Below are 26,674 nucleotides of genomic sequence, written 5' to 3'. Positions count from 1 at the left end.
AGCATCGACCCGCTGATCACCCACACCATGCCGCTGGAGGACATCAACAAGGGCTTTGATTTGATGAAGCGCGGCGAATCCATTCGTGGCGTGGTGCTGTACTGACGTTTCCAGCCGGTGCGCATGGGGCCTATACACGCTCCACCCCGTTCGCACTGAGCCTGTCGAAGTGCCTGGTGCGGATAGAGGCTTCGACAAGCCCAGCCCGAACGGTTGTAGGCACGGACTGATTACCTGCAAACGTGTTGTTTTCGGTGCGCGGCCGTTCCGCGTGGACTTTGAGGAGACAAACATGAGCACATCCGTATTGCATCCCGCTTTGGGCCAAAGCAAGAAACCGGGCGCACCGGGTTTCAGCGGCGGCACGTTGACCTGCCACTGCAGCAGCGATCCTGTGGTGGTGAAGGTCGATGCGCAGGTGGCGCACAACCATGCTTGCGGCTGCAGCAAATGCTGGAAGCCGGCCAACGCGCTGTTCTCCATCGTCGGCGTGGTGTCGCGCGACAAGGTGCATGTCACCGCACACCCTGAAAAGCTGCACATCGTCGACCCCAGCGCCACCATCCAGCGCCATGCCTGCAAGGCCTGTGGCGTGCACATGTTTGGCCCCGTCGAGAACAAGGACCATGCGTTCTATGGACTGGCCTTCATCCACACCGAGCTGTCGAAAGATGCCGGTTGGGCCGGGCCGGAGTTCGCGGCTTTTGTCTCGTCCATCATCGAAACCGGCACACCGCCCGAGCAGATGGCCGGCATCCGCAAAGAGCTGCGCGGCGCCGGGCTGGAGACCTACGACTGCCTGTCGCCCACGCTGATGGACGTGCTGGCTACGCAGGTGGCGAAACTGCGCAAGTAAGGTGTAACGGGTTATCTGTCATTGCACCGCTGCGCGTAAGAAGGCCGGGGCAGTGGCAGCTGCATAAATGACGGTTGCCTGCGTTCCCATCAAACATGAGATTGAGCGCCAACCGACAGTGGCTAACTCCTGAAGGCGTTGTTGTTCGATCGAGATGAGCGAAGTTCGAGTTCGAGTGACGTAGAAGAGCAGATCCAGGTTCGACTTGTGATTTCGATAGATCGCTTTTTCTGCCAAGTTGCTTGCCTCCGCTTTGATCAATTCGTAGCCACTTGCTGGCGCGGGGACATCGTAAACAAAGCCCGGGCCCACTGTGTCTTGCAAGGTCATTGCGGCACTTACCTTTTTGTAGGCGGTTTTAATCTCTTGGCCTCGTTTTACGTTCGGATCACTGATCTCCTTTATTTGAAATAAAGCATCATGGAACTCAACGTCAACCTTGCTTGATTGAGGGGGAGACTTGAGATCCGTTTCCAAGAAGGAGATGCCAAGCTGAACCAGAAATTCATTGACGATCCAGCGCTCCCGTTCCGGTTTGGCAGGGTTTGAAAAGAAGCGGAGTTGTTCGGCCAACGCACGTTTCATCTCTTCTAGTAAGTGGACTTCGTTGGGTGGGATGGATTGGTTCATAGCCGCAACGGGTTTTAAGGCCGCGCCCCGCCAAAGCGTTCGCGGTATGCCTGCGGCCCCACGCCGAGGCGCTTGATGAACAGCTTGCGCAGCGACTGCTCGGACGCAAAACCTATGCGCCCGGCAATGGACTTCAGGGGCAGCTCGCCTTCTTCCAGCAGGCGGCGGCCAGCTTCCAGCCGGGCCGACTCGATGAACTGCAGCGGGCTGCTGCCCACCTCTTTGGCAAATACGCGGCGGAAGTTGCGCTCGCTCATCGCGGCGCGGTCGGCCAGCATGGCCACGTCCAGTGGTAGCGACAGATTTGACAGTACCCAGTCCTGCACCTCGCGGATGCCGGGGTGGCTGGTGCTTTGGCTGTTCAGGTGCACGCTGAACTGCGACTGCCCACCGGGCCGCTTCAGGTACACCACCAGGTCGCGTGCCACTTGCAGCGCCAGGCTGCGGCCGTAGTCTTCTTCCACCAGGGCCAGGGCCAGGTCGATGCCGGCGGTGACCCCAGCCGATGTCCACAAGCGGCCCGAGCGCAGGTAGATTGCGTCGGCCTGTACCTGCACCGCCGGAAACTTTTCTTGCAGCAGTGTCGCCACGCTCCAGTGCGTGGTGGCGGGCAGGCCGTCCAGCACACCGGCTGCCGCCAGGAAGAAGCAGCCCGAGCACAGGGCCACCAGGCGCTCGATGCGCGGCGCTACCGCCGCCGCCCAGTCCACGATGCTGCTGTGCGCCGCCATTGCTTTTTCAATCTGCCGTGCGCCCACGATGATGGCGGTGTGTGGCAGGTCGTTGGCGTCTACCGCGCTGGCGGCCTGCAGCAGCATATGGGTGTCCGAGGCCACTGGGCCGGCGGCGACGGACACGATGTTCAGTGCATAGCCCGCTGGCCGGCCTTCTTGCAGCAGATGCAGGTTGGCGTATTCGAATACGCTCATGGCACCAATTGCCTCTATCGCCTTGAAGCCGGCGTAGACCACCACGTCGACTCGGCGCGGGGTTTGAGTGGGAAGGTTCGTCATGGAAGCTGGGGGCGCTGAGTGCTGTGTGGAGGGGCGATTGTCGGCGAGCCATCGGGGCTGGCCGCGCGCCACTGGCCGGTGTCTGGGCAAACCTGGGCCGGTGCGCCTCGCCACCAGATTTGCTCGGCATCCAGTCTTTGGGCGCTAGTGGTGTCTACGTCAAAGTTCAATTGCAGTGCCTGCGCGACATGCGCATCTTCGATGGGGAGTTCCCAGGTCAGGAACAGCTGGCTGCAGTCCTGCCCAGGTCCAAAGTCGGCCGCCTGGAAGGCATTGCGGTGTCGTGGAATCACGGCATGCGGCTGGCCGGTGTCGAACACCAAGGCCGTGCCCCGGCGCAGCGGGATGCGTTGGCCGGTGTGCGGAAAGTGCACGTCCAGCCCTTTGTCTTCGCTCAGAAACAGGTTGCAGAAAGCGGCGCTGCCGTAATGGGCTGCATCATGGTGGTAGCGAGCGCCCAGGCAGGCCATGAGGGCGACGTCGCTACCGGCCAGTGCGTTGTGCAGCCCAAAGCTGCGGAGCCAATCGGACATGGCTTGCACCCAGGCCGGGTAGCCCGGCCAGCGCGCCCGTGCACGCGCCCAGGGCAGGGGCTCCACGTCGCCAGCCTCCAGGCCCTGGTGCAGGATTTCCCGCTCGCAGTCCGCCAGTAGCCTTAGGGGCAGCACCGGCAGGTCCACCGTGCCGGCCAGCACATGCGCACCCACGCTGCGGCTGCGCAGGGCGTCGCCGCTCCAGTAGTAGCTGGTCAGATGATTTTGCGCGCTGTGCTTTGGGGGGAGAGGCATGCTCCGCAGTGTAGTCAGGCTACTATCTGCGCATGACACTCGTTCTGTTTCCCGGCCTGTTGTGCGATGCCAGCGTTTGGCAAGACATGTTGCCCGCGCTGCAACAGCGCAGTCCCTGCATGGTGGCCAGCTACGGCATGTTGGACAGCATCGAATCCATGGCCCAGCATGTGCTGCAGACCGCGCCCCCGGGGCCGCTGGCGCTGGCCGGCCATTCCATGGGCGGGCGCGTGGCCTTGGAGGTGCTGCGCCAGCAGTCGGATCGCATTGAGCGCTTGGCTTTGCTGGATACAGGTTTTGAAGCCCTGGCAGCCGGCGCGGCTGGCGACAAGGAGCGCGCCGGCCGCATGGCGCTGCTGCAGACCGCGCGCCAGGACGGCATGCGTGCCATGGGCCGCGACTGGGCGCGCGGCATGGTGCACCCGTCGCGGCTGGACAGCCCGCTGTTTGAGCAGATTCTGGACATGATTGAACGCAGCACGCCCGAGGTGTTTGCCGCGCAAATCCAGGCACTGCTGCACCGCCCGGACGCCACCGCGCTGCTGGGCCGGATCCGCTGCCCCACGCTGCTGCTGTGCGGCCGCGAAGATACCTGGAGCCCCGTGGCCCGGCACGCGCAGATGCAGGCGCTGCTGCGGGCGGCGCCGGTGCAGTTGCGTGTGGTCGAGCAGTCCGGCCATATGAGCACCATGGAGCAGGCCGATGCCGTGTGTCAGGCGCTGCTGCAGTGGCTGGACTGGAACCCGGTATAGGCCCACTGCACCGGTCTACTATACTTTTCATAGCTGCTTGTGCAGGTATATTCTGCGCTAGAGCCTGTTTTTTGCTGAATTTTTAGCAGTGATGGATTAGTGAACCAGTCTCATAGGTTCATGCCAATTTAACCGTCTTATCAAGGGCGGCCTCCGTGGATAAAGTTCTTTTCGTCGCAGTGCACCCCACTGCACCCACGAAACTTAGGAACCTCACCATGGACATCCAACGCAGCGGCGCACAAGCTTCCGCCAAAGGCCCCACCGACTATTTCACCGGCACGGTGCAGGTGGACTATCTGTTTCCCGCCCACCCGCCGGCACGTGCGCTGGGCGCCAGCGTCACCTTCGAGCCCGGTGCCCGCACCGCCTGGCACCAGCATCCACTGGGCCAGACGCTGATCGTCACTTCAGGCGCCGGCTGGGTGCAACGCCGTGGCGGCCCGCGCGAAGAGATCCACCCCGGCGACGTGGTGTGGATTGCCGCCGGTGAAGAGCACTGGCACGGCGCCCAGGCCCATGTGGCCATGACGCACACCGCCATCCAGGAAGAGCTGGACGGCAGCACGGCCGCCTGGCTGGAGCAGGTCAGCGATGCGCAATACAGGCTGGACAGCCTATGAACCACGCAAGTACGTCGGGCACCGCCACACACCGCACGGCGGTGATGGCGATTGTGCTGGTCAGCTATTTGATGACCTTGCTGGACGTGTCCATCGTCATCACCGCGCTGCCCAAGATCCAGCAAAGCCTGCAGTTCAGCGCCACCGAGCTCAGCTGGGTGCAGAACGCCTACACCCTGGCCTTTGGCGGCCTGCTGCTGCTGGGCGCGCGGGCCGGCGACATCCTGGGCCGGCGCCGCATGTTTCTGTGGGGTATGTCGCTGTTTACTTTTGCCTCGCTGGCGATAGGCCTGGCGCAGTCTCCCGAATGGCTGCTGGGCGCCCGCGCGGTGCAGGGCATAGGCTCGGCGATCTTGGCGCCTTCGACATTGGCCTTGCTGTCCACCAACTTTGCCGAAGGGCCGGAACGCACCCGGGCCCTGAGCATGTACGGCGCCACCGCCGGTGTGGGTGCCAGCATAGGCCTGGTGCTGGGCGGCGTGATTGCCGACTGGCTGTCCTGGCGTGTGGGCTTCTTCATCAACCTGCCCATAGGCCTGGCCGTGGTCTGGGGCGCGCGGCGCTACATCCAGGAAACCGAGCGCCATACATCGGGCCAGTTTGATGTGCTGGGTGCCGTGGCCTCCACGCTGGGCATGGGCGCGCTGGTCTACGGCCTGGTGCGCTCGGCCAGTACCGGCTGGGGCGATGGGCTGACCGTGGCGTCGCTGGCTGCGGGCCTGCTGCTATTGGCCCTGCTGGTGTGGCATGAGTCGCGGGTGCAGCAGCCCATCATGCCGCTACGCCTGTTTGCCCACCGCGAGCGGGCCGGGGCGTATGTGGCGCGGGTGCTGTTCCTGGGGGCGATGGTGGGCTTCTGGTTTTTCACCACGCAGTTTCTGCAGGGTGTGCTGGGCTTCAGCCCGTTCGAGGCGGGCCTGGCGTACTTGCCCACCACCATTCCTAACTTCGCCGCGGCCATGGCCGTGCCCCGGCTGACCCAGCGCTTTGGCAATGGCCGTGTGCTGGCAGCGGGCCTGGCTACCACCGTGCTGGGCATGGTCTGGCTCAGCTGGGTGTCGGTGAATTCGCTATACCTGACCGGTATCGCCTTGCCCATGGTGCTGCTGGGCCTGGGCCAGGGCTGCACGCTGAGCCCGCTGACGGTAGCGGGCATCGCCGGTGTGCGCCGGGAGGATGCGGGTGCCGCGTCCGGCCTGGTGAATGCGGCCCACCAGTTGGGCGGTTCGCTGGGGTTGGCGATTCTGGTGGTGGTGTTTGCGGCGGTGGACCAGGGCACGCTGGATGCGCGGGCGCTGCAGGCCCACCGGATTGCTGCAGCGTTTGCTGCGGGCTCGGTGATGCTGGTGCTGGCCTTGGCTGCAGTGCTCTGGCTGATCGTGCTGCCGCAGCGGCGCCGCGGGTCGGTGGCTTGCCGGACCCTATGACGGCTATCGCTGTTACGGTTGTTTCAGGGCGGTACTGCTGATAAGAGCAGGGTCTTGTCGGTGGGTTCGTATTCCGTAGCTTGCGCGATAGGATGCAAGGCCTGCAACCGATTGGAGAGCGAGCATGGTCCCTAAAAACACGATCTGTCTCTGGTACAACGGCACAGCCCTGGACGCCGCGCAGTTTTACGCCAAGACCTTTCCGGACAGCGCGGTGGGTGCCGTCCATCGCGCGCCCGGTGACTATCCTGCTGGTAAGCAGGGTGATGTGCTGACGGTCGAGTTCACCGTGATCGGCATTCCATGTGTTGGCCTGAACGGCGGGCCGGGGATCCAGCAGTCTGAAGCCTTTTCGTTCCAGGTTGCTACCGATGACCAGGCCGAAACCGACCGTTTGTGGGATGCGGTGGTGGGCAACGGAGGCCAGGAAAGCGCCTGTGGCTGGTGCAAGGATAAGTGGGGCCTGTCGTGGCAGATCACGCCACACGCCCTGACTGCCGCGTTCACCCACCCTGACCGTGCCGCGGCCAAGCGGGCTTTTGATGCGATGATGAAGATGAGAAAGATCGACATCGCGAAGATCGAAGCGGCCTTTCGCGGCTGATACCCACCAGCGGTTTCTTAGACTGTCAACAGGTCCTAAGTTGCGGGCCGGTGGCGCAGCGCGTCCACCACCAGGGCCAGCGCCGGCAGCGACTGGCGACGTCGGGGGAAGTACAGGTGGTAGCCCTGAAAGTAGGGGCACCACTCCTCCAGCACGCGCACCAGGCGGTCCTGGGCGATGTGCGCATCGACCATGTCCTCGGGCACACACGCCACGCCGAATCCTTCCAAGGCCGCCTGCAGCATGGGCACGCTGTCGCTGAACACCAGTTGGCCTTCTACGTGCACTTTGAGCGGTTGGCCGTCTTTCTCGAACTCCCAGGCATAGATGCCACCCAGCGTGGCCAGCCGCAGATTGATGCAGTTGTGCCCGGCCAGGTCGTGCGGCGTTTGTGGCAGGCTGCGCGCTGCAAAATAGGCCGGCGTGGCGACGATGGCCATGCGCAGATCGGACGAGATGCGCACCGCCACCATGTCTTTTTCTACCTGGTCACCCAAGCGCACACCCATGTCAAAACGCTCGGCCGCGAGGTCCACGAAGCGCGATTCGGTGACGACCTCGACCTTGATGTCCGGGTAGTGCGGCAGCAGCTTGGCCAGCTTGGGCCACAGCACGGTGCGGGCTGCATGGTGGGCGGCGGTGATGCGCACCGTGCCGGCGGGCTTGTCGCGCAGCTCGCTCAGCGCGGCCAGTTCGGCCTCGATCTCTTCAAAGCGGGAGCTGAGGGTGTGCAGCAGGCGCTGCCCGGCTTCGGTGGGCGACACGCTGCGCGTGGTGCGGGTCAGCAGGCGTATGTCCAGCCGGGTTTCGAGGCCGCGAATCGTGTGGCTCAGCGCCGACTGTGACACCCGTAGCTGAGCGGCAGCCCGGGTAAAGCTGCCTTCGCGCGCAACCAGTACGAAGGCATGCAGATCGTTGAAGTTCTCGCGGGCCATGGGTGGGCAGCTTGTATCGGTATTCGTATGTGCCGATTCTGCCAGCCCGCGGCATACGCAGCCGATCAGTGGGATACTATATTTTCTATAGCTGCTTGTGCAGATGCTGCCTGCGCTAGAGGCTTTTTCTTATGTGACTATTTGCTGCACGGCTGTACACGCAAGGCCAGCATCGTGTCCGTGGGCCGGACAGGTGACGCAAACCAAAAATCAGACCTGTGCGTGCCGCTTTGCGTTGCGGATCAGTGCGCATTCGCGCTCCTGGGCAGACTCGGAAGCCCGTGACATCCCGGGCACTTGCTAGCGCGGGTTTGCCGCTGTGTACTGTGCAGTCAGGGAGTTTCCTTTGGCGATGCTGGCGTCATCATCTTGTGCCGCATAGGCCGCGATGCACGCAATGATGATGGCTGCCATACGCCACTTGGTACTTTTGGTCTGCTTCATGTGTCCGCCAATCTGCTTACACCTAACGCACTTTTGCGCCGGATTGTGTACAAATTATGTAAGAGATGTGCGGATTGCATACTATCGCTTGTGCCTACGTAGTACTACCGCCCCGGCAAGCAGACATGGGCTATATGCCAAGCGCCGCTTTCACACACGCGGCGATTTTTCCATCTTCAAAGGACGAATTACTATGTTTTTAATAGCTGTTTGCGAAGATGCGACCTGCGTTACAGCCATTTTTATGCAGATATCTGCAACGCCGCCGTATCCCGGTAGCGGCTGGGCGCATCCAGCGCGGGCCAGCGCAGGCCGCTGCGCGGGTCGAACAGGCGGCTGCGTTCCACGTCCCAGGTCAGGGTGACTTCGTCGCCCGGTTGGGCGAAGTAGCGGCCGGTTAAGCGGGCCAGCCAGGGCGTTGGGTCGTCCGCGCCGACCACGCTGCCGTATAGCTCGGTGGCGGCGCCCAGGTGGTCCAGGCTGTGCACGCGCAGGCGTAACCGGGGTGCGTCGGCTGGCAGCGGGGTGTCGCCAGTCCACAGCAGCAGATGTTCGGGCCGCACGCCCAGGCGCACGGCGGCGCCTTCCAGGCCGGTGTGGCCGGGCGGCGCGGGCAGCAGCAGGCCACGGCCCAGGGCCAGGCAGTGGCTGGACCAGCGGGCGTCCAGCATATTCATCGGCGGCGAACCTATGAAGCGGGCCACGAATTCATTTGCCGGCTCGTCGTACAGCGCCAGCGGGCTGCCCACCTGCTCGATGCGGCCGGCGCGCAGCACCACGATGCGATCGGCCATGGTCATGGCTTCTTCCTGGTCGTGGGTGACGTAGACGGTGGTGGTGCCCAGCTGGCGCTGCAGGGCGCGGATCTCGGCGCGCATTTGCACGCGCAGCTGGGCGTCCAGGTTGGAGAGGGGTTCGTCGAATAGAAATGCCACCGGCTCGCGCACCATGGCCCGGCCCATGGCCACGCGCTGGCGTTGGCCACCGGAGAGCTGGCGCGGGTAGCGCTCCAGGTAGGCGTCCAGGTGTAGGGCGGCAGATGCTTTGGCGATGCGTTCCTGTACCAGCGCCTCGGGCGCGCGCTGTTCGCGCAGGCCAAAGGCCATGTTGTTGCGTACCGTCATATGCGGGTAGAGCGCATAGCTTTGGAACACCATGGCCACGCGGCGTTGCTGTGGTGGCAGGTGGTCTACCGGCGTGCCGTTGAAGGCGATGCTGCCCCGGTCGGTGTTCTCCAGTCCGGCGATGGCGCGCAGCAGGGTGGATTTGCCGCAGCCAGAAGGGCCGACCAGTACGACGAATTCGCCTTCGGGGATTTGCAGCTGGATGTCGTGCAGCACGGCGGTGTCGCCATAGGCCTTGTGCAGGCCGGTAATGTGGATGTTTGCCATAGGACTTTTAGCGGCTGGCGCCGGCGCTGAGGCCGCCGATCAGGTATTTCTGGAAAGCCAGCGCTAGCAGGTAGACCGGCGCAATGCCGACCAGGGATGCGACGGCCATCTGGCCGAAGTTGACAATGCGCTCGCCCTGGAACAGCGAGATGGCGACGGTGATGGTGCGCATATCGGGTCGGCTGTTCAGCACCGAGGCCAGCAGGAATTCGTTGTACGACAGGATCAGGCAGATCAGCCCGGTGGACACTAGGCCGGGCCAGATCAGCGGCAGGTTAATGCGCCACAACGTGCGCCAGTAGCCCACGCCGTCGAGCCAGGCAGCCTCGTCCAACGCCAGTGGTATCTGCTTGAAGAAGCTGCGCAGCAGCCAGAAGGCCACCGGTACGTTCATCAGCCCGTCCACCAGGCCCAGGCCGACGATGCTGTTGTTCAGCCCCAGTTGGCGCAGCAAAAAGAACAGCGGCAGCAGCGCCACCACCGGCGGCGCCACATAGCTGGACAGCAGCGCACCGGCCAGCAGCGGGCCGCGCCGCAGCTTGACCACCGCGTACACCGCCGGCACGGCCAGGGCCAGGGTGACCAGCACGCTGAGCACCGCTACGGCCAGCGAGTTCAACAAGTGCCAGTGCAGCGGCGCGATCTCGAACACCTTGGGCCAGTTGGCCAGCGTGGGGTGCACGGGCAGGAACTGGCCGGACAGCACCTCGTCCCGCGTCTTGAACGAGGTGGCCACCAGGAAGGCCAGCGGCAGAATGAAGAAGGCCAGCACCGCCAGCAGCGCGGCGCGCAGCCAGATGCGCTGGCGTGGCCAGGGCAGGCGCAGCTTCTTCAGGCTGGGCAGTAGCTGCCACAGTGGCAGCGTGGCGGTGGGCGTGTTGGGCAGGTAGGACATGGGGGCTCCAGGTGCGGTGTCAGCCGGTGCGGCGTTCCACCCATTGCAGGGCTTTCAGAATGGGCCAGGTCACGGCGGCCACGGCGAACGAGAACAGCAGGGTTTGCGCGGCGGCTGCGCCTATGTCGAAGTTTTGCAGCCCGGTCTTCCACACCTCGTAACTGGCCAGGGCGGTGGCACGGCCCGGACCGCCCGCGGTGAGGATGTAGACCAGGTCAAAGGTCTTGAGCGACATCACCACCCGCAGCAGGAAGATGCCCAGCAGCGCGGGTGCCAGCAGCGGCAGAGTGATTTTCAAGAAGATGCCGCGCGTGCCCGCGCCGTCCAGTGCGGCGGCCTCAAACACATCGGCCGGCAGGGTCTGCAGCGCGGCAAAGCACAGGATGACCACGAACGGCAGCCACTGCCAGGTGTCGGCCAGCGCCAGGGCCGGCAGGGCCCAGCTGTCCGAGCCCAGCAGCGATACCGGCTCGGCGATCCAGCCCAGGCGCAGCAGCGTGCCGTTGACCAGGCCGCCCGCAGGCGCCAGCAGCAGCTTCCAAGCCACACCTACCAGTACCGGCGGCGTCATCAATGGCAACAGCACTAGGCTGCGCACGAACTGGCCCTGGCGCAGTGCCTGCAGCAGCAGGGCGATCAGCAAGCCCAGGCTGAGCTGGATGAAGCTGGCGGGCAGGGCGTAGAGCACGGTGCGCAGCAGGGTCTGGGAAAATTCCGGGTTCTGGAACAGGGTGTTGAAGTTGCCCAGTCCGCTCCAGGCCGCCAGCGGCTGGCCCAGGCTGGAATGCGTGAAGGCCAGCGCCAAGGTGTACAGCCCGGGGACGATGCACGCCACCGCCAGGCCAAAGCTGGCTGGGGTCAGCATCAGCAGCGGGCCGGCGCGCAGCAGGCGGGCAGTGGCGTGGCGGGTGCCCATCTTGAACACGTTCTCAGGCCTTCAGCAGCTGTTCCCAGCTGGCCTGGGCGGCGGCGAGCGCGTCCTTGGGTTTCTTCTTGCCGGCCACGATCAGCGCCAGCTGCTCGGTCAGCGCGTCCATCAGCTTGGGGCTTTGCGCCTGCAGCGGCCAGGCCAGTGCGTTGCCGATGGCGGCCTTCAGCTGGGGCTGCAGCAGCGGTGCGGCCTTGATGTAGTCGGGGTGGTTCAGAACGGACGTGCGGTTGGGGTCGATGCCACTGCCGGGCAGCACGTCTTGCTGCAGCGAGATGTCCTTGCTGGTGGCCCATTTGATGAACTCCCAGGCCAGCTCGGTCTTCTGCGTGCCGGTGGTGATGCCCAGGCCGAAGCCGGCGTTCAGCGCGGCACGCGGCGTGGTGTTCTTGCCGCCCACGGGCAGCTGCACCAGCGACCATTTGTCCACGATTTGCGAAGACTTGGGGTCTTGCGCGGTGACGCCCAGGTCGGTCCAGAAGTCGATCATCGCGGCCTTGCCGGACAGGAAGGCAGGTAGGGCATGTTCAAACGCGGTCTCTGCCGGGGTGGGCAGGGCATAGGGCACGATGCGCAACAGCTCTTCGGCGGCAGCCACCGCTTCCGGGCTGGTGAGCGCGGGCTTGCCATCGGCGGTGAAGAAGCTGCCGCCAAAGCCGGCCAACCGGTTGGCATAGGACGAGCCCACGATCACCGGAATCTTGAAGCCTTGCACGGCCGCGCCGTAGATGCCGTTGGCTGACTCCTTTTCTGTGATCAGTTTGGCGGCCTGGTAGTAGTCCTCCCAGGTCTTGGGCGCGGCGAGCTTGTGGCGGGCGAAGATTTCCGTGTTGTAGAACAGTACATGGGTATCGCCGTCATACGGTAGGCCCCAGCGGCGGCCATCGCGCAGGGTGTAGGTGTCGTACAGCGAGGGCAGGAAGTCGGCTGGCTGGATTTGCGCTTTGTCGCGCTCTATCCAGTCGGTCACGTCCAGCACCACCTTGTCAGCCACCAGTGCGCCCAGCGTGTGGTAGAAATAATCGATCACGTCGAACTGGTGGGCACCGGACTGCACGTCCAGCGTGGCCTGGGCATGCAGCTGGTCATAGGGCACGGGCGTGACCGTGACCTTGGCACCAGTGAGTGCTTCAAACTCCTGGGCCAGCAGCTTGCCGGCCACGGCGTGGGGCTGGTTGAACAGCAGGTTCAGCGACTGACCTGCGTACTTCTTGGCATCTGCTGCGGGGGCAGGTGCCGATGCCGGCGCGGCCGTTACAGCCACCGGGTCCTTGCCGCAGGCGGCCAGCACGCCAGCTGCGCCCAGGGCCGATGCCGTGCCCAGGAAGCGGCGGCGGTTGAAGGGGGTGAAGTCTTTGGAATCCATGGTGTTCTTGCGGTAATTGGTTTGATATGCCATCTGCGTAGAAGCTGCAAAAAGATTGCTGCGTATTGCATATAAGCGATTGCCATGCCAAGAGCTTTTTACTTATGAATCAACGGCTTAGGAAATATTTTCGCTTGGAGCCTGCTGTGTCTGCAGCACGGTGCAGACAGATTGCTGCGGCATAAGCACGTGGGCTGCTGGAGGTGATGCATACTTCTTTACAACATTAATGGGAAAAATTCCCATTAATGTTGTAAATTCCGCCGAAACAACGGAGGAAGAGATGCTTGGAAAAACGCCCAACTTGGCCCTGGTTCTTTTGCTATCCCTAGGCTGCGCAGCGCTGCCTGGTTGCGGCGGAGGGGGGAGCTCGGATTCCTCCAGCTCTTCCAGCACCAGTGCGGTGTCTGCCCCCAGCATCACCACGCAGCCCAGTTCCTTGTCGCTTGCATCGGGTGGCTCGGGAACGTTTTCGGTGGTGGCCAGTGGTAGTGGCACGCTGAGCTACCAGTGGTACAAGGACTCCAGTGCGATTTCCGGGGCCACTTCCTCCACGTACACCATCTCCAGCGCCAGCAGCAGCGATGCTGGTAGCTACTACGTCATTGTTTCGAACAGTGGTGGCAGCACGACCAGCAGTACGGCCACTTTGACGCTGACCAGCACCACGACGGCCTCCTGCGATACGACATACGTGGACAGCGTGCTCAGCGCCATTTCCACCTTCGAGACGGCGTTGGGAACATCGCTTACCGCGTCGGCAAGCTATAGCGCGTCGTCCTATACGACGGCACAGCTCAATGTCTACAAGACCAATTGGTCCAATCTGCCGCCGGGCGCCATCAGCTTTAGCCGGCCTGGCATCACGCTTTCGCAGCTGAGCACTTCCAGCCAGATTTCTGCATTCAACGCACTGGCTTCGGTCGCGCTCAGTACGGCGGGATACACCGACTTTCAAGGGGTGCTGGCCGCAGACGACTATTTGGGTTACACAAAGAACGCCAGCGGCTACGGTGCCGATCTGTACCACGTGGCGGTGGTGGGAACGCCGTCGCAAACCGGCTCCTGGACCCTGATGCTGGGCGGGCACCACATGGCGTTCAACATCAACTTCAATGGCGCCTGCTCGTATCCCACGCCCCACCACATCGGCGTGGAGCCGCGCACATCGTTCGCTTCGAACAGCCACACCAGCTACAACTATTACAGCTCGGGGACCTACCAGGTGCTGGCCAACAAGGCTGCGGCCATGGTGTCCATTTTCAGTGGCATGGACAGCACCACGCTGAACAGCGCCTTTCTTTCGGGATCGACGTTCTCGGACATTCTGATCGGCCCGGTGGAAGCCAATACCGGCAGCTACTCGAACGTCACCACCAAATTCACTGCCGTCGCCGCGCTCAGCAACCGGGGTGTGCTGGTGTCCAGCCTGTCGTCAAGCTTGCAGGCCTACGTCAGCGCGGCCATTGAAGAGTTCACCGACGACTACGACAGCACCACGGCCAGCCGCCTGTTGTCTGCTTACCAGGCGGGCTACGGCAGCACCTATGTGGCCTGGGCCAACTCGTCGGGTTCGTTCAGCAGCTCGGGTCCTGATGTGTCTGCGAATGGCACCTATATGCGTATCGACGGCCCACGCGTGTGGATCGAAATCGCGGTGCAGAACGGCATCGTGATCTCCAGCCAGACCCACTACCACATGATGTTCCGTGACAAGTCCTATGACTACTACAACCAGTTGAGCAACTGATGGGCAGCCCGGCATGGATGGCTGCGCCCAGGGGGCTGGGCGCGTGGCTACGCAAGCTGTCGGCGAGCTTGCTTGCGCTGTGCCTGATCGGGGGGCTGCATCCGGCATGGGCGCACGATGTGCCGCCCAGCATTGTGATGCTGGACCTTGGTCGAGACGTTGTCGATATGGAGCTGCAACTGCCTCTGAGCGAGCTGGGAGCGGCGCTGTCACTTCCGCTCGCTGCGCATCCTGCTACCGTAGTCCCGCAGTACGGAGCCCGGATCGAGCAATATCTTCAGGACACACTCCAGCTGCGCAGTAGCGATGGCCGGGCGTATGCGCGGCATATCGATTCCCTGGCCATCCGGACCACCGACAACGCCAACTGGAGCAGCAACGATTGGCTGGTGGTGCATGCCCGGATGCAGGCCCCCAGCGGCACTTCGACGGAAGTCTTTGCGCTGGACTATGCCGTCATCCTGCAGCGAGTCGTATCGCACGAGGCGCTGATTTACGTCCGGCGAGACATCCGCAACGGCCTTCTGGGCGATAAGCCCATGCTGATTTCCACGGCAGGTTTTGGTAACACGCATATTCAGGTGGACGGCTCCAGCGGCAGCTGGTGGCAAGGCTTTCGCCATCTCTTCTCGCTAGGTATGTCGCATATTGCCGAGGGAACGGATCACCTGTTGTTTTTGCAGGCCCTGCTGTTCAGTGCACCCATGGTCGCAGTTGGCGGACGGTGGAGAGCGCGCAAAAGCGCCAGGGCTTGTATCCGCAGCATTGTGGGTATCGTCAGCGGCTTCACGCTGGGCCATTCAATCAGCTTGGCGCTGGCGTCCGCGGCCTGGATTGCGGCGCCGACACGTATGGTGGAGATCCTGGTGGCTGTCTCCATTCTTGTTTCCTGCATCCACGTGTGGCGGCCTGTGTTTGCCGGGCGGGAAGTGTGGGTTGCCTCGGCGTTTGGCTTGGTACACGGTTTGGCATTTGCGGAGATGCTGTCGGGTCTGGACTTTGATGGAACAACGCTGGCGCTCAGCCTGCTTGGTTTCAATCTGGGGATCGAATCCATGCAGCTGCTGGTGATTGCCGTCACTCTGCCGCTTCTGCTGGCGCTGGGTCGCACCAAGCACTATGCGGTGGTGGCTGGCGTGGGTGCTGGATTCGCTGCGGCCTTTGCCATAGCTTGGATTCTGGAGCGTGCGCTGGGTCTTGCAAACCCACTGGAGCCCGTGGTGAACTGGTTGGCACCGCCGCCAGTCTGGTTCACCGTGGCGCTGTGCCTGGCCAGCGGGGGGCTGGTCGGTCTTCAGCTGTGGTCTCGGTCACGCCGTGGGGCGGGCAAGGTGCTGTCCCAGCGGGCTTAGAAGGCAGACGCATTCTTAGGAATAAAAACTGGGCTTGGGCAACTGCTCGTTCAGTACCCAGTCGCCCAGCTCGCGCACCTTGTAGTCCACCGGGTCGTGCAGGGTGTGCACGCGCAGATTGCGCCAGTAGCGGTCCAGCCGCAGGGCGGCGGTGGTAGCGCGTGCGCCGGTGACTTCGAACATCTTGTGCACCACGTCCAGGCTGGCGCGGGTGGTGGCGACCTTGGCTGCGGCAACCGCGATGGCGACGCTGCCGCGATCACTTTCGGTCAGGGCCGTCCCACGCTGCCAGGCCTGGTCGAAGGCCAGGGCGGCGTGCTGCAGCAGCACGCGCGCGCCTTCCAGGCCCAGCCAGAATTCGCCATAGTGCGCCAGGATGTAGGGGTCCTGGTTGGCGGACGTGGCGCTGGATGCCATCCAGGGCCGGCCCTGCTGCAGGGTGAACTGGCGTGCTTCTGCCAGTGCGCCTTCGCCCAGACCCTGGTAAATATGGGCCAGTATCAGCTGAGCCAGCAGCGGGCGCAGACAGGCATAGGGGGTGGATAGCGGGCCGGGGTCGGTCAGCAGCTCGGCCTGGTGCACCTCGACCTGGTCGAACACTACGCTGCCGCTGTCGGTCTGGCGCTGGCCCATATTGTCCCAGTCGTTCAGCACGGTGATACCCGTGCGCCCTGTGGGCACCACGGCTATCAACAGGCGACCTGCAGGGTCGAGCGCCGAGGCCAACAGCATGTCCGAATCACTGGCACCGGAGCAAAAGCTTTTGCGCCCGTGGAATACGTAGCCCCCGTCTTGCGGCTCGGCGCGGGTGGATTTGTCCAGCGGGTTCAGAGCATTGCCCCAGAACCAGCGTTGTGCCAGCGTCTGCTCTACCCAGGGCTGCCACTGTGCCGGTTTGCCAAATAACTGGGTGGTGGCCAGCAGTAGGTGGTGGAAGGCGAACAGGTGGGCGACGGAGCTGTCCACACGCGCGAACTGGCGCACCACCTCCAGCGTTTCTTGCCAGGTGGCCCCTAGGCCACCCAGTGCGTTGGGAATACTCAGGCCCAGCAGGCCGCTGGCGCGCAGCAGGTCACGTTCGACCTTGGCGGTGCCGCCGCGTTGGTCGCGCTCCACGGCGGTGGCGGCCAGAGCCTGTGTGGCGGCTTCTACCTGGGTTTGCCAGGGCGCGTGCGCGTTGCCTGTTTCGGACCGGAAATGCTTCATGCAGTCGTCTCCTCTGGCTGGGGTGCGCGTGATGCCGGCGGCACGATGTCGTTGGCAATCACTTCGCCAAACGGGCCGGTGAGGTTGGCTGTGCCGGCCGGGCGCACGTGGGCCAATGGTAGCAAGGGGAACAGCAGCTCTGCTACGCGGTACGACTCCTCCAGATGCGGGTAGCCCGAGAAGATGAAGGTCTCGATCCCCAGTGCCGCGTATTCCTTGATGCGCTCCGCCACCTCTTCGGCGCTGCCCACCAGCGCCGTACCTGCACCGCCGCGCACCAGGCCCACTCCGGCCCACAGATTCGGCGAGACTTCAAGCTTGTCGCGGCGCCCGCCGTGCAGCGCAGCCATGCGCTGTTGGCCCACCGAGTCGAAACGCGCGAAGGCCTTTTGCGCTGCGGCAATGGTTTCATCCGTGACGTGGGATATCAGTTCGTCCGCCGCGCGCCAGGCGGCCTCACTGGTTTCACGCACGATCACATGCAGGCGTATGCCGAAGCGCAGGGTACGGCCGTGCTGGGCGGCGGCGGCACGCGCCTTGGCTATTTTGTCGGCCACGTCGGCCGGGGGCTCGCCCCAGGTCAGGTATACGTCCACCTGTTCACCGGCGAGGGCAATCGCCGCGTCGGATGAGCCTCCGAACCACAGCGGCGGGTAGGGCTTCTGCACCGGCGGGTACAGGGTCTTGGCGTTCTCCACACGCAGGTGCTTTCCACTGAAGTTGACGGTTTCGCCGGCCGCCACGCCGCGCCAGATGCGCAGGAATTCGTCCGTTACTTCATAGCGTTCGGCATGCGTCAAAAAGCTGCCGTCGCCGTGCTGCTCGTCCGGGTCACCACCGGTAACGACATTGATCAGCAGGCGGCCGTTGGAGAAGCGGTCCAGTGTGGCGGCCTGGCGTGCCGACACGGTGGGCGAGATGATGCCGGGGCGTATCGCCACCAGGAATTTCAGGCGCTCGGTGAAAGGCGCCAGCGATGCCGCCACTACCCAGGAGTCTTCACAAGAGCGGCCGGTGGGTATCAGGACACCTTCAAAACCCAGCTCGTCGGCGGCCTGCGCCACCTGGCGCAGATAGTGGTGGCTGACGGTGCGTGCACCGTGCGCAGTGCCCAGGTAGCGGCTGTCACCGTGCGTGGGAAGAAACCAGAAGATCTGCATGCTTGTGCCTTTGGAGTGGATGTCGTCAATCATGCAAATCAGCAGATAGCGTGCCAGTGCCCAGTGCCTGTGCTGCTTGCTGGATTCACTTGTTTTGTGCTGCTGTAGCAGCAGCGCATCACCAGTTGTGCTGGGTTTTTGCGGGTCATGCTGTGCTGATTTGCTGGCTCAGAAGCAGGCCGTGTATGCATATGCGAAACCCTTCCAAGCGCGAGCTCTTGCAGCCCACAGAATATGTTGGCAGAGCAGCAATGTTGCTGCCGCTGCTGGTGTTCAGACACTTTGCAGTTTCTTGTTTTGACCGCAGCAACCGAGGTTTCCGATCGTGGCTCTTGCTTCAACGGTGCAGATGGCACCAGACAGTTTTGAAACGGATGGCGTGCCCGATCTGTCTGCTGGGCCGCAGACCGTGCAAAGCCTGGTGGAGGCTTTTTCCGCAACCGCGGCCGAGCGCGATGCACGCGGTGGAACACCCAAGGCCGAGCGTGATGCCCTGCGTGCCAGCGGCCTGTTGGCACTGAGCATTCCACAGGAGTTTGGCGGCATGGGCGCCAGCTGGCGGCAGACCTTGGACACGGTACGGCAATTGGCCCAGGCCGATAGTTCCCTGGCCCATGTGTTTGGCTTCCACCATCTGATGCTGGCCACCGTGCGCTTGTTTTCCCGGCCGCAACAGTGGCAGCCCTGGTTTGAGCAGACCGCGCGTCGCCATTGGTTCTGGGGCAACGCGCTGAACCCGTTGGACGACCGGACCATCAGCAGCGTGCAAGGCAGCTGGCGTGAGTTCACCGGGCAGAAGAGCTTTTGCTCGGGTGCGCTGGACTCCGAGATGCTGGTCGCTTCGGCGCGCGAGGAGGGCAGTGGTGCGCTGTTGGTGGCGGCCTTGCCCACCGGCCGTAGCGGCATTTCGGTGGCGCCAGACTGGAACAACATCGGCCAGCGCCAGACGGACAGCGGCAGCGTCACGTTCGAGAAGGTGCGGGTGGAGCAGCATGAGATGTTGTTGGACCCCGGGCCTCTATCCACACCTTTTGCCTGCCTGCGCCCACTGGTGTCCCAGCTCATCCTGGCGAACGTCTATCTGGGTATTTCGGAGGCGGCCTTCAGCGATGCACGCCGCTACACCTTGCAGGAGTCGCGGCCCTGGCATGCGGCCAAGGTCGCGCATGTGGACGAAGACCCTTATGTGCTGGGCCACTACGGTGATTTCTGGGTGGGTTTGGAGGCCGTGCGCGTGCTGGCAGACCGCGCTGCAGACCGGCTGGACGAAGCCTGGCAGCGCGGCGATGCGCTGACCACATCCGAGCGCGGCCATGTGGCGCTGGCGGTGGCGACGGCCAAGGTGGCTGCCACACATACCGGGTTGGACATTTGTACCCGCATGTTCGATGTGGCCGGCGCCCGCGCTACGCACGGCGGCCTGCGGCTGGACCGCCACTGGCGCAACCTGCGCACCCACACCCTGCACGATCCCGTGGCCTACAAGCTGCGCGAGATCGGTGAATGGGCCCTCAAACAGCAATTTCCTGTGCCGAGCTTTTACTCATGAACTCCTACTCCCGCCATGTGTACAGTGCGTCTGCCACCGAAGAGCCGGACGCCGATTGGGATGCTCCGCGCCTGCTGACCCTGCCCGACCCGCGCAAGCACACCACCTCCATCCGCGCCACGGCCCAGGTGTTTGAAGACCCGCTCTCGGTAGCCTTGCTGGAGCGCATCCGCATGGTGGCGCCCAGCGATGCGAACGTGCTCATCATCGGCGAGACCGGCACCGGCAAGGAGTTGATCGCCCGCCATGTGCACGACCTGAGCAGCCGGCGTGGCCGCCCGTTTGTTGCCGTCAACTGCGGGGCGTTTTCGGAAACGCTGGTGGAGAGCGAGCTGTTCGGCCATGAGAAGGGCGCGTTCACAGGTGCGTTTACCGCCAAGACGGGTTGGTTTGAAGCGGCCAATGGCGGCACCCTGTTCCTGGATGAAATCGGCGACCTGCCGCTGTCCATCCAGGTCAAGCTGCTGCGTGTCTTGCAGGAGCGCGAGGTGGTGCGCCTGGGCTCGCGTAAGAGCATACCCATAGACGTGCGGGTGGTGGCGGCTACCAATGTGCGCCTGCAGGATGCGGTGGCCGCCGGGCACTTCCGCGAAGACTTGTTCTACCGTCTGCACGTGGTGCAGCTGGCCCTGCCGACCTTGCGCGAGCGGCCGGGCGACATCCTGCCGCTGGCGCGGCACTTCATCGAGGAATACCGCAACCGCCTGGGCTACGGTCCCGTGCGCATGGACTCTAGCGCCGAACGCAAGCTGCGCGAGCACAACTGGCCCGGCAATATCCGCGAGCTGGAAAACGTGATCCACCACGGCCTGCTGATCTGCCGCCACGATGTCTTGGGTGCCGACGATCTGCAAATGTCCACCCTGGGCCTGCAACGGCGCAACCACGAGGCCGAGCCGGCCGCTGAAGGGCCGCAACAGGCGCTAGAGGCAGTGTTACGCCAGCTCTTCAACGAGCCACATGAGAACCTGTTCGAGCAGATCGAAGACACGGTGATGCGCACGGCCTTCGACTTTTGCCACCGCAACCAGGTACAGGCCGCCAAGCTGCTGGGCATCAGCCGCAACATCTTGCGCTCGCGCTTGATCAAGAGCCGGGAGATCTCGGCGCTGAAATGAGCTGGCTTTGGCTCTATAGATGTTTTTCGTGTTTAGAACTGACTTTTTAGTAGTTCGCCTTTGGTGGCTATCGCCATAAAGTGGCTCCACAAAGATGCCTGCAGACGGTTTTTGCAGGCGCACGGTGATTGTTAGAACAGGAGTTGCTATGTCTTCCGCTACCGCTGATGTGATCAGCCTCCCCCCCGAATTGGCTGCTGCGCAAGCCTTGGCGCGCGCTGCCGGCTTGCCCTACGCCGGAGGCGTTTCTCCTCAGGTGGCCTGGCAGCTGCTGGCTGCTGAGCAGGTGCAGCTGGTAGATGTGCGTACCTTCGAAGAACGCAAGTTTGTGGGCCATGTGCCGGGTAGCGTGCACGTGCCCTGGGCCACCGGCACCAGCCTGACGCGCAACCCGCGTTTTGTGCGCGAGCTGGAGGCCAAGCTTGCAGGCGGCAAGGAGGCCGTGGTTTTGCTGCTGTGCCGCAGCGGCAAGCGCTCGGCCCTGGCCGCGGAAGCCGCCACCAAGGCCGGCTTTACGACGGTGTTCAACGTGCTGGAAGGTTTTGAGGGCGAGATCGACGCGCAGCAGCACCGTGGCGGCAGTGACGGCTGGCGCTTTCACCAACTACCCTGGGTGCAAGACTGATGGCTGGCCCCGTGTTTGATACCAGCAGCGTGGTGCAGGCCCTGCATGGCGTGCGCAGCGAATGGCGGGCGGCACAAAAACGCTCCAGCGAGCCCGGTGGCCGCGAGTTCCCGTCGCGCGATGCGCTGGCAGGTATTGTGGAGTCGCTCAAAGGTGTGCTGTTTCCCATGCGCCTCGGCCCGGTGGATCTGCGCCAGGAGAGCGAAGACTTCTACGTAGGCTATACCTTGGATGCGGCCCTGCATGCACTGCTGACGCAGGTGCGCCTGGAGCTGCGTCTGGTGGAGGGCGTGCCCGCAGGCACCCAGCCGACCCAGGTGGTGCAGCAGTTCGCACTGGCCTTGCCTGCGATACGCCGACTGCTCGACAGCGATGTGCTGGCCGCCTTCCATGGTGACCCGGCCGCCCGCAGCGTGGACGAGGTGCTGCTTTGCTACCCCGGTGTGTTGGCCATGGTGCACCACCGTCTGGCGCACCAGCTGTACCGCCAGGGCTTGCCTTTGCTGGCGCGCATCGTGGCCGAGCTGGCACACAGCACCACGGGCATCGACATACACCCCGGTGCCAGCATAGGCGCCGGCTTTTTCATCGACCACGGCACGGGCGTGGTGATTGGCGAAACCGCCGTCATAGGCGAGCGCGTGCGGCTCTACCAGAACGTCACGCTGGGCGCCAAGCGCTTCCATACCGATGCCCAGGGCCACCTGGAAAAAGGCCAGCCGCGCCATCCCATCGTGGAAGACGACGTGGTGATCTATGCCGGGGCCACCGTGCTCGGCCGCGTAACCCTGGGCCAGGGCGCCACCATCGGCGGCAATGTGTGGGTCACGCAGGACGTACCGCCCGGCGCCCATGTAACGCAGGCCAATTCGCGCCAGGAGCCACGTGCGGTGCCCCAAGCCGCTCGGTTCGCTGCATGAGTGCCATCGTCGAAAGCCTGGGCCTGGCCGTGCGGCAGTTGCGCGAGGGCCGTGGCTGGTCGCAGGAGCAGCTGGCAGAGCATGCGGACCTGAACCGATCCTATGTGGGTGAGATCGAGCGAGGCCGCGCGATTGCCTCCATCGTCACCACCGAAAAACTGGCCAGTGCGCTGGGCGTTTCCCTGCCCGTGTTGATGGCCGATTGCGATCGCCTGACCGAGCGGCGCGCACTGCAGGGTTTGCGTTTGACGGCTATAGCATGTTGATGGATGTCTATGGGCATCTGACACTGCGGGCCGTTGCTTCTTACCTGTTTCCTTTTACTTTTTCTAACGGAGTTTCTCGATGAGCACCAGTGTGACCCTCAGTACCCTCGGCGACAGCGCCGCGCGCCAGCTAGCCAATGCGACCAAAACCGCGCCCCAGCTGGAAACCATCTCGCCGCGCTGGCTGACGCACCTGCTGCAGTGGACGCCGGTGGAAGCCGGCATCTACCGCCTGAACAAGGTGAAGAACCCCGAGTCCATCAAGGTCACCTGCACCGCCCGCCAGTCGGAAAATCAGTTGCCCCGCACCTTCGTCGATTACGAAGAGCAGCCGCGCGAATACTTCCTGAATGCCGTGAGCACCATCCTCGACGTGCACACCCGCATCTCCGACCTGTACAGCAGCCCGCATGACCAGATCAAGGAGCAGCTGCGCCTGACCATCGAGACCATCAAGGAAAACCAGGAAAGCGAACTGATCAACAACCCCGACTACGGCTTGCTGGCCCAGGTGACGGACGAGCAGCGCATCTTCCCGCTGACCGGCGCGCCCACGCCCGACGACCTGGACGAGCTGCTGACCAAGGTCTGGAAAGAGCCAGCCTTCTTCCTGGCCCACCCTCTGGCCATCGCCGCCTTTGGCCGCGAAGCCACCCGCCGCGGCACGCCGCCGCCTACCGTCAGCCTGTTCGGTTCGCAATTCATCACCTGGCGCGGCATTCCGCTGATCCCTAGCAACAAGGTGCCGGTGGCCGATGGCAAGAGCAAGATCTTGCTACTGCGCGTGGGCGACAAGCGCCAGGGCGTGGTCGGCCTGTTCCAGCCCGGCCTGCCAGGCGAACAGGCTCCCGGCTTGTCGGTGCGCTTCATGGGCATCAACGACCAGGCGATTGCCTCGTACCTGATCTCGCTGTACTGCTCGCTGGCGGTGCTGACCACCGATGCGCTGGCCGTGCTGGACGACGTGGAAATCGGCAAGTACCACGACTATCCGGACACCTACAAGTAAAGCGGTTCTGTCACTATGACTACCGTTGTCCCCCAACCTACGTTGCCAGCGGGCCTGCCCGACCCGGCTACGCTGGCCCGCATGGCGACTGCGCTGTTCTCGGCCCTGCCGGGCGAGTCGCCCGCCTTGGCCAGTGTGCCTGGCGTGCAAGCGCCGGGCAATATTGCGCCGCCGGGTTCGCCGCTGGCCAGCCCGGCCGGCTTCGGCCCCAGCGTACCGGGCACGCCGATTCCCATCGGCCAGATGCCGGGCAGCAACCTGATCCCGGCATCGCCTACCTCGGTGCTGAGCCTGGCGAACCGGGCTCCAGCCCTACAACCGCATGCACAGGCCGGCAACGGTCTGCCGGACCGGGTGGTCAGCGAGCTGCCGGCCTACGAGCCGCGCAGCGGCGGCGCCGTGCAGGGCGTGCCGGAAAGCGCGTCGCCGTTCTACTTCCTGAACCCGGGTGCCGGCCATCCTGCGCCCTCGGCGCCGCAGGCCGGTGGCTCCAGTCTGGACGACCTGAGCCGTTTGCCGTTCGCGCCACCTACGGATGTCGCACCGCCCCGCGCCTTGCCGACACCTCCGGTGCCGCAGACCACGCCCGCCTTCTACTTTGTCGATGCGGTGACATTGCCGAATGGCTATGTCACCCCCGCCAAAGCGGGTCGTGACGACGTGCCTGCGTATGCCGGTTCGGCCCATCCGGCCTTCGACGTGCATGCCGTGCGCCGCGACTTCCCCATCCTGCAGGAGCGGGTCAACGGCAAGCAGCTGGTGTGGTTCGACAACGCCGCCACCACGCACAAGCCGCAGTCGGTGATCGACCGCATCGCCTACTTCTACGAGCACGAGAACTCCAACATCCACCGCGCCGCCCACGAACTGGCTGCCCGCGCCACCGACGCCTACGAAGGCGCACGGGAGCGGGTGAAGAAGTTCATCAACGCGCCGGACGTGAACGAGGTGATCTTCGTGCGCGGCACCACCGAGGCCATCAACCTGGTGGCCAAGAGCTGGGGCGGCCAGCATGTGGGCGAGGGCGACGAGATCATCGTGTCGAACCTGGAACACCACGCCAACATCGTGCCCTGGCAGCAGCTGGCTGCCGCCAAAGGGGCCAAGCTGCGCGTGATCCCGGTGGACGACAAAGGCCAGGTGCTGCTGGACGAGTACCGCAAGCTGCTCAACGACCGGACCAAGATCGTCGCCGTGACCCAGGTGTCGAACGCCCTCGGTACCGTGGTGCCGGTGAAGGAAATCGTCGAACTGGCGCACCGCGCCGGCGCCAAGGCACTGGTCGATGGCGCGCAGTCGATCTCGCACATGCGGGTCGACGTGCAGGACATCGGCGCCGACTTCTTCGTGTTCTCCGGCCACAAGGTGTTCGGCCCGACCGGCATTGGCGTGGTCTGGGGCAAGCGCGAAGTGCTGGAAGACATGCCGCCCTGGCAGGGCGGCGGCAACATGATTGCCGACGTGACCTTCGAGAAAACCGTGTTCCAGCCGATCCCGAACAAGTTCGAGGCCGGCACTGGCAACATCGCCGACGCGGTAGGCCTGGGCGCGGCCATCGACTACGTGAACAAGGTGGGCATTGAAAACATCGCCCGCTACGAACACGAGTTGTTGGTCTACGGCATGCAGCAGTTGGGTGCGATTTCTGGCGTGCGCCTCATCGGTACCGCGGCCGACAAAGCCAGTGTGATGTCCTTCACGCTGGCCGGCTACAGCACTGAAGAGGTCGGCAAGGCCTTGAACGAGGAGGGCATTGCCGTGCGCACCGGCCACCACTGCGCCCAGCCTATCCTGCGGCGCATGGGGGTCGAGACCACGGTGCGGCCGTCGCTGGCCTTCTACAACACCTTTGCCGAGATCGATCTGTTGGTCACGGTGGTGAAACGCCTGGCATCGGCCCGCCGCAATGGTTGATGCTATTGAATTAAGAGCTGCCTGCGCAGGTGCTACCTGCGCAGGCAGCTCTTTTTTTATGAGGAGTAGTTCAGCACCGCAAAGAAGTGGAAGCCGGTGCCGGCCACCACAAAGCCGTGCCACACGGCGTGGGCGTAGCGCACTTTGTGGTCCAGCGCAAAGAACACCACGCCCAGGGTGTAGGCCAGGCCGCCGGCCACCAGCAGCGCAATGCCCATGGTGGGCACGTTTTGCACCAGCGGCACGGCGGCAATCAACACCAGCCAGCCCATGGCCAGGTACAGACCGGTGGAGAGCCAGGGGTGCGTCAAGCGGTTGAAGGACTTCAGCGCCACGCCCATGACCGCCATCGACCACACCAGGCCGAACAGCGTCCAGCCCCAGGGGCCGGACAAGGCGCCCAGTGCAAACGGCGTGTAGCTGCCGGCAATGAAGAGATAAATGGCGCCGTGATCCAGCTTCATGAACACACGCTTGGCCCGGCCCTGCGGCAGGGCGTGGTACAGCGTGGATGCGGCATACAGCAGCACCATGGTGACGGCGAAGACGATGGCGCCCACCAGGTTGGCGGCCGACAGCTGGCTGGCCGCAGCTATCAAAAACGGTGCAGCCACCAGCGCAGCCACCAGGCCCACGCCGTGGCTCACGCTATTGGCGATCTCCTCGCCCAGGGTTTGGATTCGATCTTGCATTGCAGCATTTTTACACCGACCCTGTTACTGCACTGTGAAGCACCGGGTGACTAATGCTTGAACTGCACCGTGAGTGAATGGTTCGCCCGGTTGCATAGCAACCAAGTCGAGAACTGGAAGTGCACGGATCTCAGCTTGCCGACCTGTTTCAACGGAGTCAGTGTATCGAGGGAAACCGCCCGAGTTCGGTAATCAATTCTCTCTGCAGGCCATGAGCGGATCGGCGGGGAGCGCCATTGCCGTGAATCAGCGCTTTGCGCTCTTGACTGCCGCGCAGTACGCTCGCTCGGCCCATTGCTGCAGTTGCTCATGATCTTCAACCACGTTAGCAGGCACTTCCCAGTAGGACTTCAGCGCATGCTGTTCGCCCTCGCTCACGTAGCCTAGGGCAACGCTGAACAAGCCTCTTCAAAATAGGCCCATGCATCTACCAGGGTCCGATTTCGGCCACTTGGGCGTTC

Annotated in this window: 27 protein-coding genes and 1 pseudogene; 15 read left to right on the top strand and 13 right to left on the bottom strand. The window is 63.8% G+C overall.

Features of this window, described 5'->3' with window-relative positions:
• A pseudogene (locus AC07VY_RS25630) lies at positions 1–105 on the top strand (zinc-binding dehydrogenase); the annotation flags it as partial.
• 187 nt (positions 106–292) lie between these two features.
• Complete coding sequence (gfa, locus tag AC07VY_RS25625; protein WP_495097748.1) at positions 293–856, top strand: S-(hydroxymethyl)glutathione synthase; 564 nt, start codon at positions 293–295, stop codon at positions 854–856.
• Between the two features lie 18 nt (positions 857–874).
• Here the strand turns inward: gfa and AC07VY_RS25620 are convergent, their stop codons facing one another.
• From AC07VY_RS25620 to AC07VY_RS25610, 3 genes are read right to left on the bottom strand one after another with little or no spacing between them, the layout of a single operon-like run.
• Positions 875–1,486 (bottom strand): DUF1780 domain-containing protein, encoded by a 612-nt coding sequence (locus tag AC07VY_RS25620; RefSeq protein WP_495097747.1) that lies wholly within the window; start codon positions 1,484–1,486, stop codon positions 875–877.
• Between the two features lie 14 nt (positions 1,487–1,500).
• On the bottom strand, positions 1,501–2,499 hold the full coding sequence (locus AC07VY_RS25615; protein ID WP_495097746.1) for a GlxA family transcriptional regulator: 999 nt from the start codon (positions 2,497–2,499) through the stop codon (positions 1,501–1,503).
• Entirely contained in the window at positions 2,496–3,287 is a 792-nt protein-coding gene (locus tag AC07VY_RS25610) for a hypothetical protein (protein ID WP_495097745.1), read from the bottom strand. Before AC07VY_RS25610 ends, AC07VY_RS25615 begins: the two co-directional genes overlap by 4 nt.
• 32 nt (positions 3,288–3,319) lie before the next feature.
• On the opposite strand from AC07VY_RS25610, the gene AC07VY_RS25605 reads away from it, so the two are divergent.
• The 4 genes from AC07VY_RS25605 (at position 3,320) to AC07VY_RS25590 (ending at position 6,693) form a co-directional block, all read left to right on the top strand.
• Entirely contained in the window at positions 3,320–4,039 is a 720-nt protein-coding gene (locus AC07VY_RS25605) for an alpha/beta fold hydrolase (RefSeq protein ID WP_495097744.1), read from the top strand.
• 218 nt (positions 4,040–4,257) lie between these two features.
• Positions 4,258–4,662 carry a (R)-mandelonitrile lyase gene (locus tag AC07VY_RS25600; RefSeq protein ID WP_495097743.1) on the top strand — a complete coding sequence of 135 codons (405 nt, stop codon included), beginning with the start codon at positions 4,258–4,260 and terminating at the stop codon, positions 4,660–4,662.
• Positions 4,659–6,089 carry an MFS transporter gene (locus AC07VY_RS25595; RefSeq protein WP_495097742.1) on the top strand — a complete coding sequence of 477 codons (1,431 nt, stop codon included), beginning with the start codon at positions 4,659–4,661 and terminating at the stop codon, positions 6,087–6,089. Before AC07VY_RS25600 ends, AC07VY_RS25595 begins: the two co-directional genes overlap by 4 nt.
• A gap of 124 nt (positions 6,090–6,213) precedes the next feature.
• On the top strand, positions 6,214–6,693 hold the full coding sequence (locus AC07VY_RS25590; RefSeq protein ID WP_495097741.1) for a VOC family protein: 480 nt from the start codon (positions 6,214–6,216) through the stop codon (positions 6,691–6,693).
• 35 nt (positions 6,694–6,728) lie between these two features.
• Here the strand turns inward: AC07VY_RS25590 and AC07VY_RS25585 are convergent, their stop codons facing one another.
• The 6 genes from AC07VY_RS25585 to AC07VY_RS25560 all read right to left on the bottom strand — a co-directional run bounded on the left by AC07VY_RS25585 (position 6,729) and on the right by AC07VY_RS25560 (position 12,652).
• Positions 6,729–7,628 (bottom strand): LysR family transcriptional regulator, encoded by a 900-nt coding sequence (locus tag AC07VY_RS25585; protein WP_495097740.1) that lies wholly within the window; start codon positions 7,626–7,628, stop codon positions 6,729–6,731.
• 300 nt (positions 7,629–7,928) lie between these two features.
• Positions 7,929–8,072: a hypothetical protein gene (locus AC07VY_RS25580; protein ID WP_495097739.1), complete on the bottom strand. Its 144-nt coding sequence runs from the start codon at positions 8,070–8,072 to the stop codon at positions 7,929–7,931.
• A gap of 242 nt (positions 8,073–8,314) precedes the next feature.
• The gene (locus AC07VY_RS25575; protein WP_495097738.1) at positions 8,315–9,463 is read right to left on the bottom strand and encodes an ABC transporter ATP-binding protein; all 1,149 of its coding nucleotides are present in this window, start codon (positions 9,461–9,463) and stop codon (positions 8,315–8,317) included.
• A gap of 7 nt (positions 9,464–9,470) precedes the next feature.
• Positions 9,471–10,358 (bottom strand): carbohydrate ABC transporter permease, encoded by an 888-nt coding sequence (locus AC07VY_RS25570; protein ID WP_495097737.1) that lies wholly within the window; start codon positions 10,356–10,358, stop codon positions 9,471–9,473.
• Positions 10,359–10,377: 19 nt separating this feature from the next.
• Complete coding sequence (locus tag AC07VY_RS25565) at positions 10,378–11,274, bottom strand: carbohydrate ABC transporter permease (RefSeq protein WP_495097736.1); 897 nt, start codon at positions 11,272–11,274, stop codon at positions 10,378–10,380.
• Between the two features lie 13 nt (positions 11,275–11,287).
• The gene (locus AC07VY_RS25560) at positions 11,288–12,652 is read right to left on the bottom strand and encodes an ABC transporter substrate-binding protein (RefSeq protein WP_495097735.1); all 1,365 of its coding nucleotides are present in this window, start codon (positions 12,650–12,652) and stop codon (positions 11,288–11,290) included.
• 403 nt (positions 12,653–13,055) lie between these two features.
• Here AC07VY_RS25560 and AC07VY_RS25555 point away from each other — a divergent pair, with 403 nt between their 5' ends.
• Positions 13,056–14,402: a DUF3500 domain-containing protein gene (locus tag AC07VY_RS25555; RefSeq protein WP_495097734.1), complete on the top strand. Its 1,347-nt coding sequence runs from the start codon at positions 13,056–13,058 to the stop codon at positions 14,400–14,402.
• Positions 14,402–15,754: a HupE/UreJ family protein gene (locus AC07VY_RS25550; protein WP_495097733.1), complete on the top strand. Its 1,353-nt coding sequence runs from the start codon at positions 14,402–14,404 to the stop codon at positions 15,752–15,754. Before AC07VY_RS25555 ends, AC07VY_RS25550 begins: the two co-directional genes overlap by 1 nt.
• Before the next feature lie 15 nt (positions 15,755–15,769).
• Here AC07VY_RS25550 and AC07VY_RS25545 read toward each other — a convergent pair whose 3' ends face one another.
• On the bottom strand, positions 15,770–16,960 hold the full coding sequence (locus tag AC07VY_RS25545; RefSeq protein WP_495097732.1) for an acyl-CoA dehydrogenase family protein: 1,191 nt from the start codon (positions 16,958–16,960) through the stop codon (positions 15,770–15,772).
• The gene (gene ssuD, locus AC07VY_RS25540; RefSeq protein ID WP_495097731.1) at positions 16,957–18,120 is read right to left on the bottom strand and encodes an FMNH2-dependent alkanesulfonate monooxygenase; all 1,164 of its coding nucleotides are present in this window, start codon (positions 18,118–18,120) and stop codon (positions 16,957–16,959) included. The genes AC07VY_RS25545 and ssuD overlap by 4 nt, the downstream gene beginning before the upstream one ends.
• A 349-nt stretch (positions 18,121–18,469) precedes the next feature.
• Between ssuD and AC07VY_RS25535 the strand changes: the two genes are divergently transcribed.
• The 7 genes from AC07VY_RS25535 to AC07VY_RS25505 all read left to right on the top strand — a co-directional run bounded on the left by AC07VY_RS25535 (position 18,470) and on the right by AC07VY_RS25505 (position 25,521).
• Positions 18,470–19,669 carry an acyl-CoA dehydrogenase family protein gene (locus AC07VY_RS25535; RefSeq protein WP_495097894.1) on the top strand — a complete coding sequence of 400 codons (1,200 nt, stop codon included), beginning with the start codon at positions 18,470–18,472 and terminating at the stop codon, positions 19,667–19,669.
• On the top strand, positions 19,666–20,787 hold the full coding sequence (locus AC07VY_RS25530) for a sigma-54 interaction domain-containing protein (RefSeq protein WP_495097730.1): 1,122 nt from the start codon (positions 19,666–19,668) through the stop codon (positions 20,785–20,787). The genes AC07VY_RS25535 and AC07VY_RS25530 overlap by 4 nt, the downstream gene beginning before the upstream one ends.
• Before the next feature lie 148 nt (positions 20,788–20,935).
• Positions 20,936–21,412 carry a rhodanese-like domain-containing protein gene (locus tag AC07VY_RS25525; RefSeq protein ID WP_495097729.1) on the top strand — a complete coding sequence of 159 codons (477 nt, stop codon included), beginning with the start codon at positions 20,936–20,938 and terminating at the stop codon, positions 21,410–21,412.
• Positions 21,412–22,332, top strand: a complete 921-nt coding sequence (epsC, locus tag AC07VY_RS25520) for a serine O-acetyltransferase EpsC (RefSeq protein ID WP_495097728.1) — start codon at positions 21,412–21,414, stop codon at positions 22,330–22,332. The genes AC07VY_RS25525 and epsC overlap by 1 nt, the downstream gene beginning before the upstream one ends.
• A complete protein-coding gene (locus tag AC07VY_RS25515) occupies positions 22,329–22,598 on the top strand; it encodes a helix-turn-helix domain-containing protein (protein WP_495097727.1) in 270 nt (89 codons plus the stop codon). The genes epsC and AC07VY_RS25515 overlap by 4 nt, the downstream gene beginning before the upstream one ends.
• A 79-nt stretch (positions 22,599–22,677) precedes the next feature.
• Complete coding sequence (locus AC07VY_RS25510) at positions 22,678–23,607, top strand: family 2A encapsulin nanocompartment shell protein (protein WP_495097726.1); 930 nt, start codon at positions 22,678–22,680, stop codon at positions 23,605–23,607.
• A gap of 15 nt (positions 23,608–23,622) precedes the next feature.
• Positions 23,623–25,521, top strand: coding sequence for a family 2A encapsulin nanocompartment cargo protein cysteine desulfurase (locus AC07VY_RS25505; RefSeq protein ID WP_495097725.1), 1,899 nt, complete (start codon positions 23,623–23,625; stop codon positions 25,519–25,521).
• Between the two features lie 56 nt (positions 25,522–25,577).
• Here AC07VY_RS25505 and trhA read toward each other — a convergent pair whose 3' ends face one another.
• Both trhA and AC07VY_RS25495 read right to left on the bottom strand, forming a co-directional pair.
• Positions 25,578–26,213, bottom strand: coding sequence for a PAQR family membrane homeostasis protein TrhA (trhA, locus tag AC07VY_RS25500; protein ID WP_495097724.1), 636 nt, complete (start codon positions 26,211–26,213; stop codon positions 25,578–25,580).
• Positions 26,214–26,459: 246 nt separating this feature from the next.
• Positions 26,460–26,591, bottom strand: coding sequence for a hypothetical protein (locus AC07VY_RS25495; RefSeq protein ID WP_495097893.1), 132 nt, complete (start codon positions 26,589–26,591; stop codon positions 26,460–26,462).
• Positions 26,592–26,674: the final 83 nt, after the last annotated feature.

The organism is Rhodoferax sp. GW821-FHT02C08 (genome assembly GCF_059421805.1).
Note: the sequence above shows the minus strand (reverse complement) of the source record. Positions and strands in the feature narration are given on the sequence as shown.

Coding starts and splice junctions, on each gene's coding strand:
- AC07VY_RS25600 (WP_495097743.1), top strand. CDS start 4,258: ATGGACATCCAACGCAGCGGCGCACAAGCTTCCGCCAAAGGCCCCACC.
- AC07VY_RS25535 (WP_495097894.1), top strand. CDS start 18,470: ATGGCACCAGACAGTTTTGAAACGGATGGCGTGCCCGATCTGTCTGCT.
- AC07VY_RS25545 (WP_495097732.1), bottom strand. CDS start 16,960: ATGAAGCATTTCCGGTCCGAAACAGGCAACGCGCACGCGCCCTGGCAA.
- epsC (WP_495097728.1), top strand. CDS start 21,412: ATGGCTGGCCCCGTGTTTGATACCAGCAGCGTGGTGCAGGCCCTGCAT.
- AC07VY_RS25565 (WP_495097736.1), bottom strand. CDS start 11,274: ATGGGCACCCGCCACGCCACTGCCCGCCTGCTGCGCGCCGGCCCGCTG.
- AC07VY_RS25505 (WP_495097725.1), top strand. CDS start 23,623: ATGACTACCGTTGTCCCCCAACCTACGTTGCCAGCGGGCCTGCCCGAC.
- trhA (WP_495097724.1), bottom strand. CDS start 26,213: ATGCAAGATCGAATCCAAACCCTGGGCGAGGAGATCGCCAATAGCGTG.
- AC07VY_RS25570 (WP_495097737.1), bottom strand. CDS start 10,358: ATGTCCTACCTGCCCAACACGCCCACCGCCACGCTGCCACTGTGGCAG.
- AC07VY_RS25515 (WP_495097727.1), top strand. CDS start 22,329: ATGAGTGCCATCGTCGAAAGCCTGGGCCTGGCCGTGCGGCAGTTGCGC.
- AC07VY_RS25580 (WP_495097739.1), bottom strand. CDS start 8,072: ATGAAGCAGACCAAAAGTACCAAGTGGCGTATGGCAGCCATCATCATT.
- AC07VY_RS25585 (WP_495097740.1), bottom strand. CDS start 7,628: ATGGCCCGCGAGAACTTCAACGATCTGCATGCCTTCGTACTGGTTGCG.
- AC07VY_RS25595 (WP_495097742.1), top strand. CDS start 4,659: ATGAACCACGCAAGTACGTCGGGCACCGCCACACACCGCACGGCGGTG.
- AC07VY_RS25510 (WP_495097726.1), top strand. CDS start 22,678: ATGAGCACCAGTGTGACCCTCAGTACCCTCGGCGACAGCGCCGCGCGC.
- AC07VY_RS25560 (WP_495097735.1), bottom strand. CDS start 12,652: ATGGATTCCAAAGACTTCACCCCCTTCAACCGCCGCCGCTTCCTGGGC.
- AC07VY_RS25525 (WP_495097729.1), top strand. CDS start 20,936: ATGTCTTCCGCTACCGCTGATGTGATCAGCCTCCCCCCCGAATTGGCT.
- AC07VY_RS25550 (WP_495097733.1), top strand. CDS start 14,402: ATGGGCAGCCCGGCATGGATGGCTGCGCCCAGGGGGCTGGGCGCGTGG.
- ssuD (WP_495097731.1), bottom strand. CDS start 18,120: ATGCAGATCTTCTGGTTTCTTCCCACGCACGGTGACAGCCGCTACCTG.
- AC07VY_RS25590 (WP_495097741.1), top strand. CDS start 6,214: ATGGTCCCTAAAAACACGATCTGTCTCTGGTACAACGGCACAGCCCTG.
- AC07VY_RS25530 (WP_495097730.1), top strand. CDS start 19,666: ATGAACTCCTACTCCCGCCATGTGTACAGTGCGTCTGCCACCGAAGAG.
- AC07VY_RS25615 (WP_495097746.1), bottom strand. CDS start 2,499: ATGACGAACCTTCCCACTCAAACCCCGCGCCGAGTCGACGTGGTGGTC.
- AC07VY_RS25575 (WP_495097738.1), bottom strand. CDS start 9,463: ATGGCAAACATCCACATTACCGGCCTGCACAAGGCCTATGGCGACACC.
- AC07VY_RS25610 (WP_495097745.1), bottom strand. CDS start 3,287: ATGCCTCTCCCCCCAAAGCACAGCGCGCAAAATCATCTGACCAGCTAC.
- AC07VY_RS25620 (WP_495097747.1), bottom strand. CDS start 1,486: ATGAACCAATCCATCCCACCCAACGAAGTCCACTTACTAGAAGAGATG.
- gfa (WP_495097748.1), top strand. CDS start 293: ATGAGCACATCCGTATTGCATCCCGCTTTGGGCCAAAGCAAGAAACCG.
- AC07VY_RS25605 (WP_495097744.1), top strand. CDS start 3,320: ATGACACTCGTTCTGTTTCCCGGCCTGTTGTGCGATGCCAGCGTTTGG.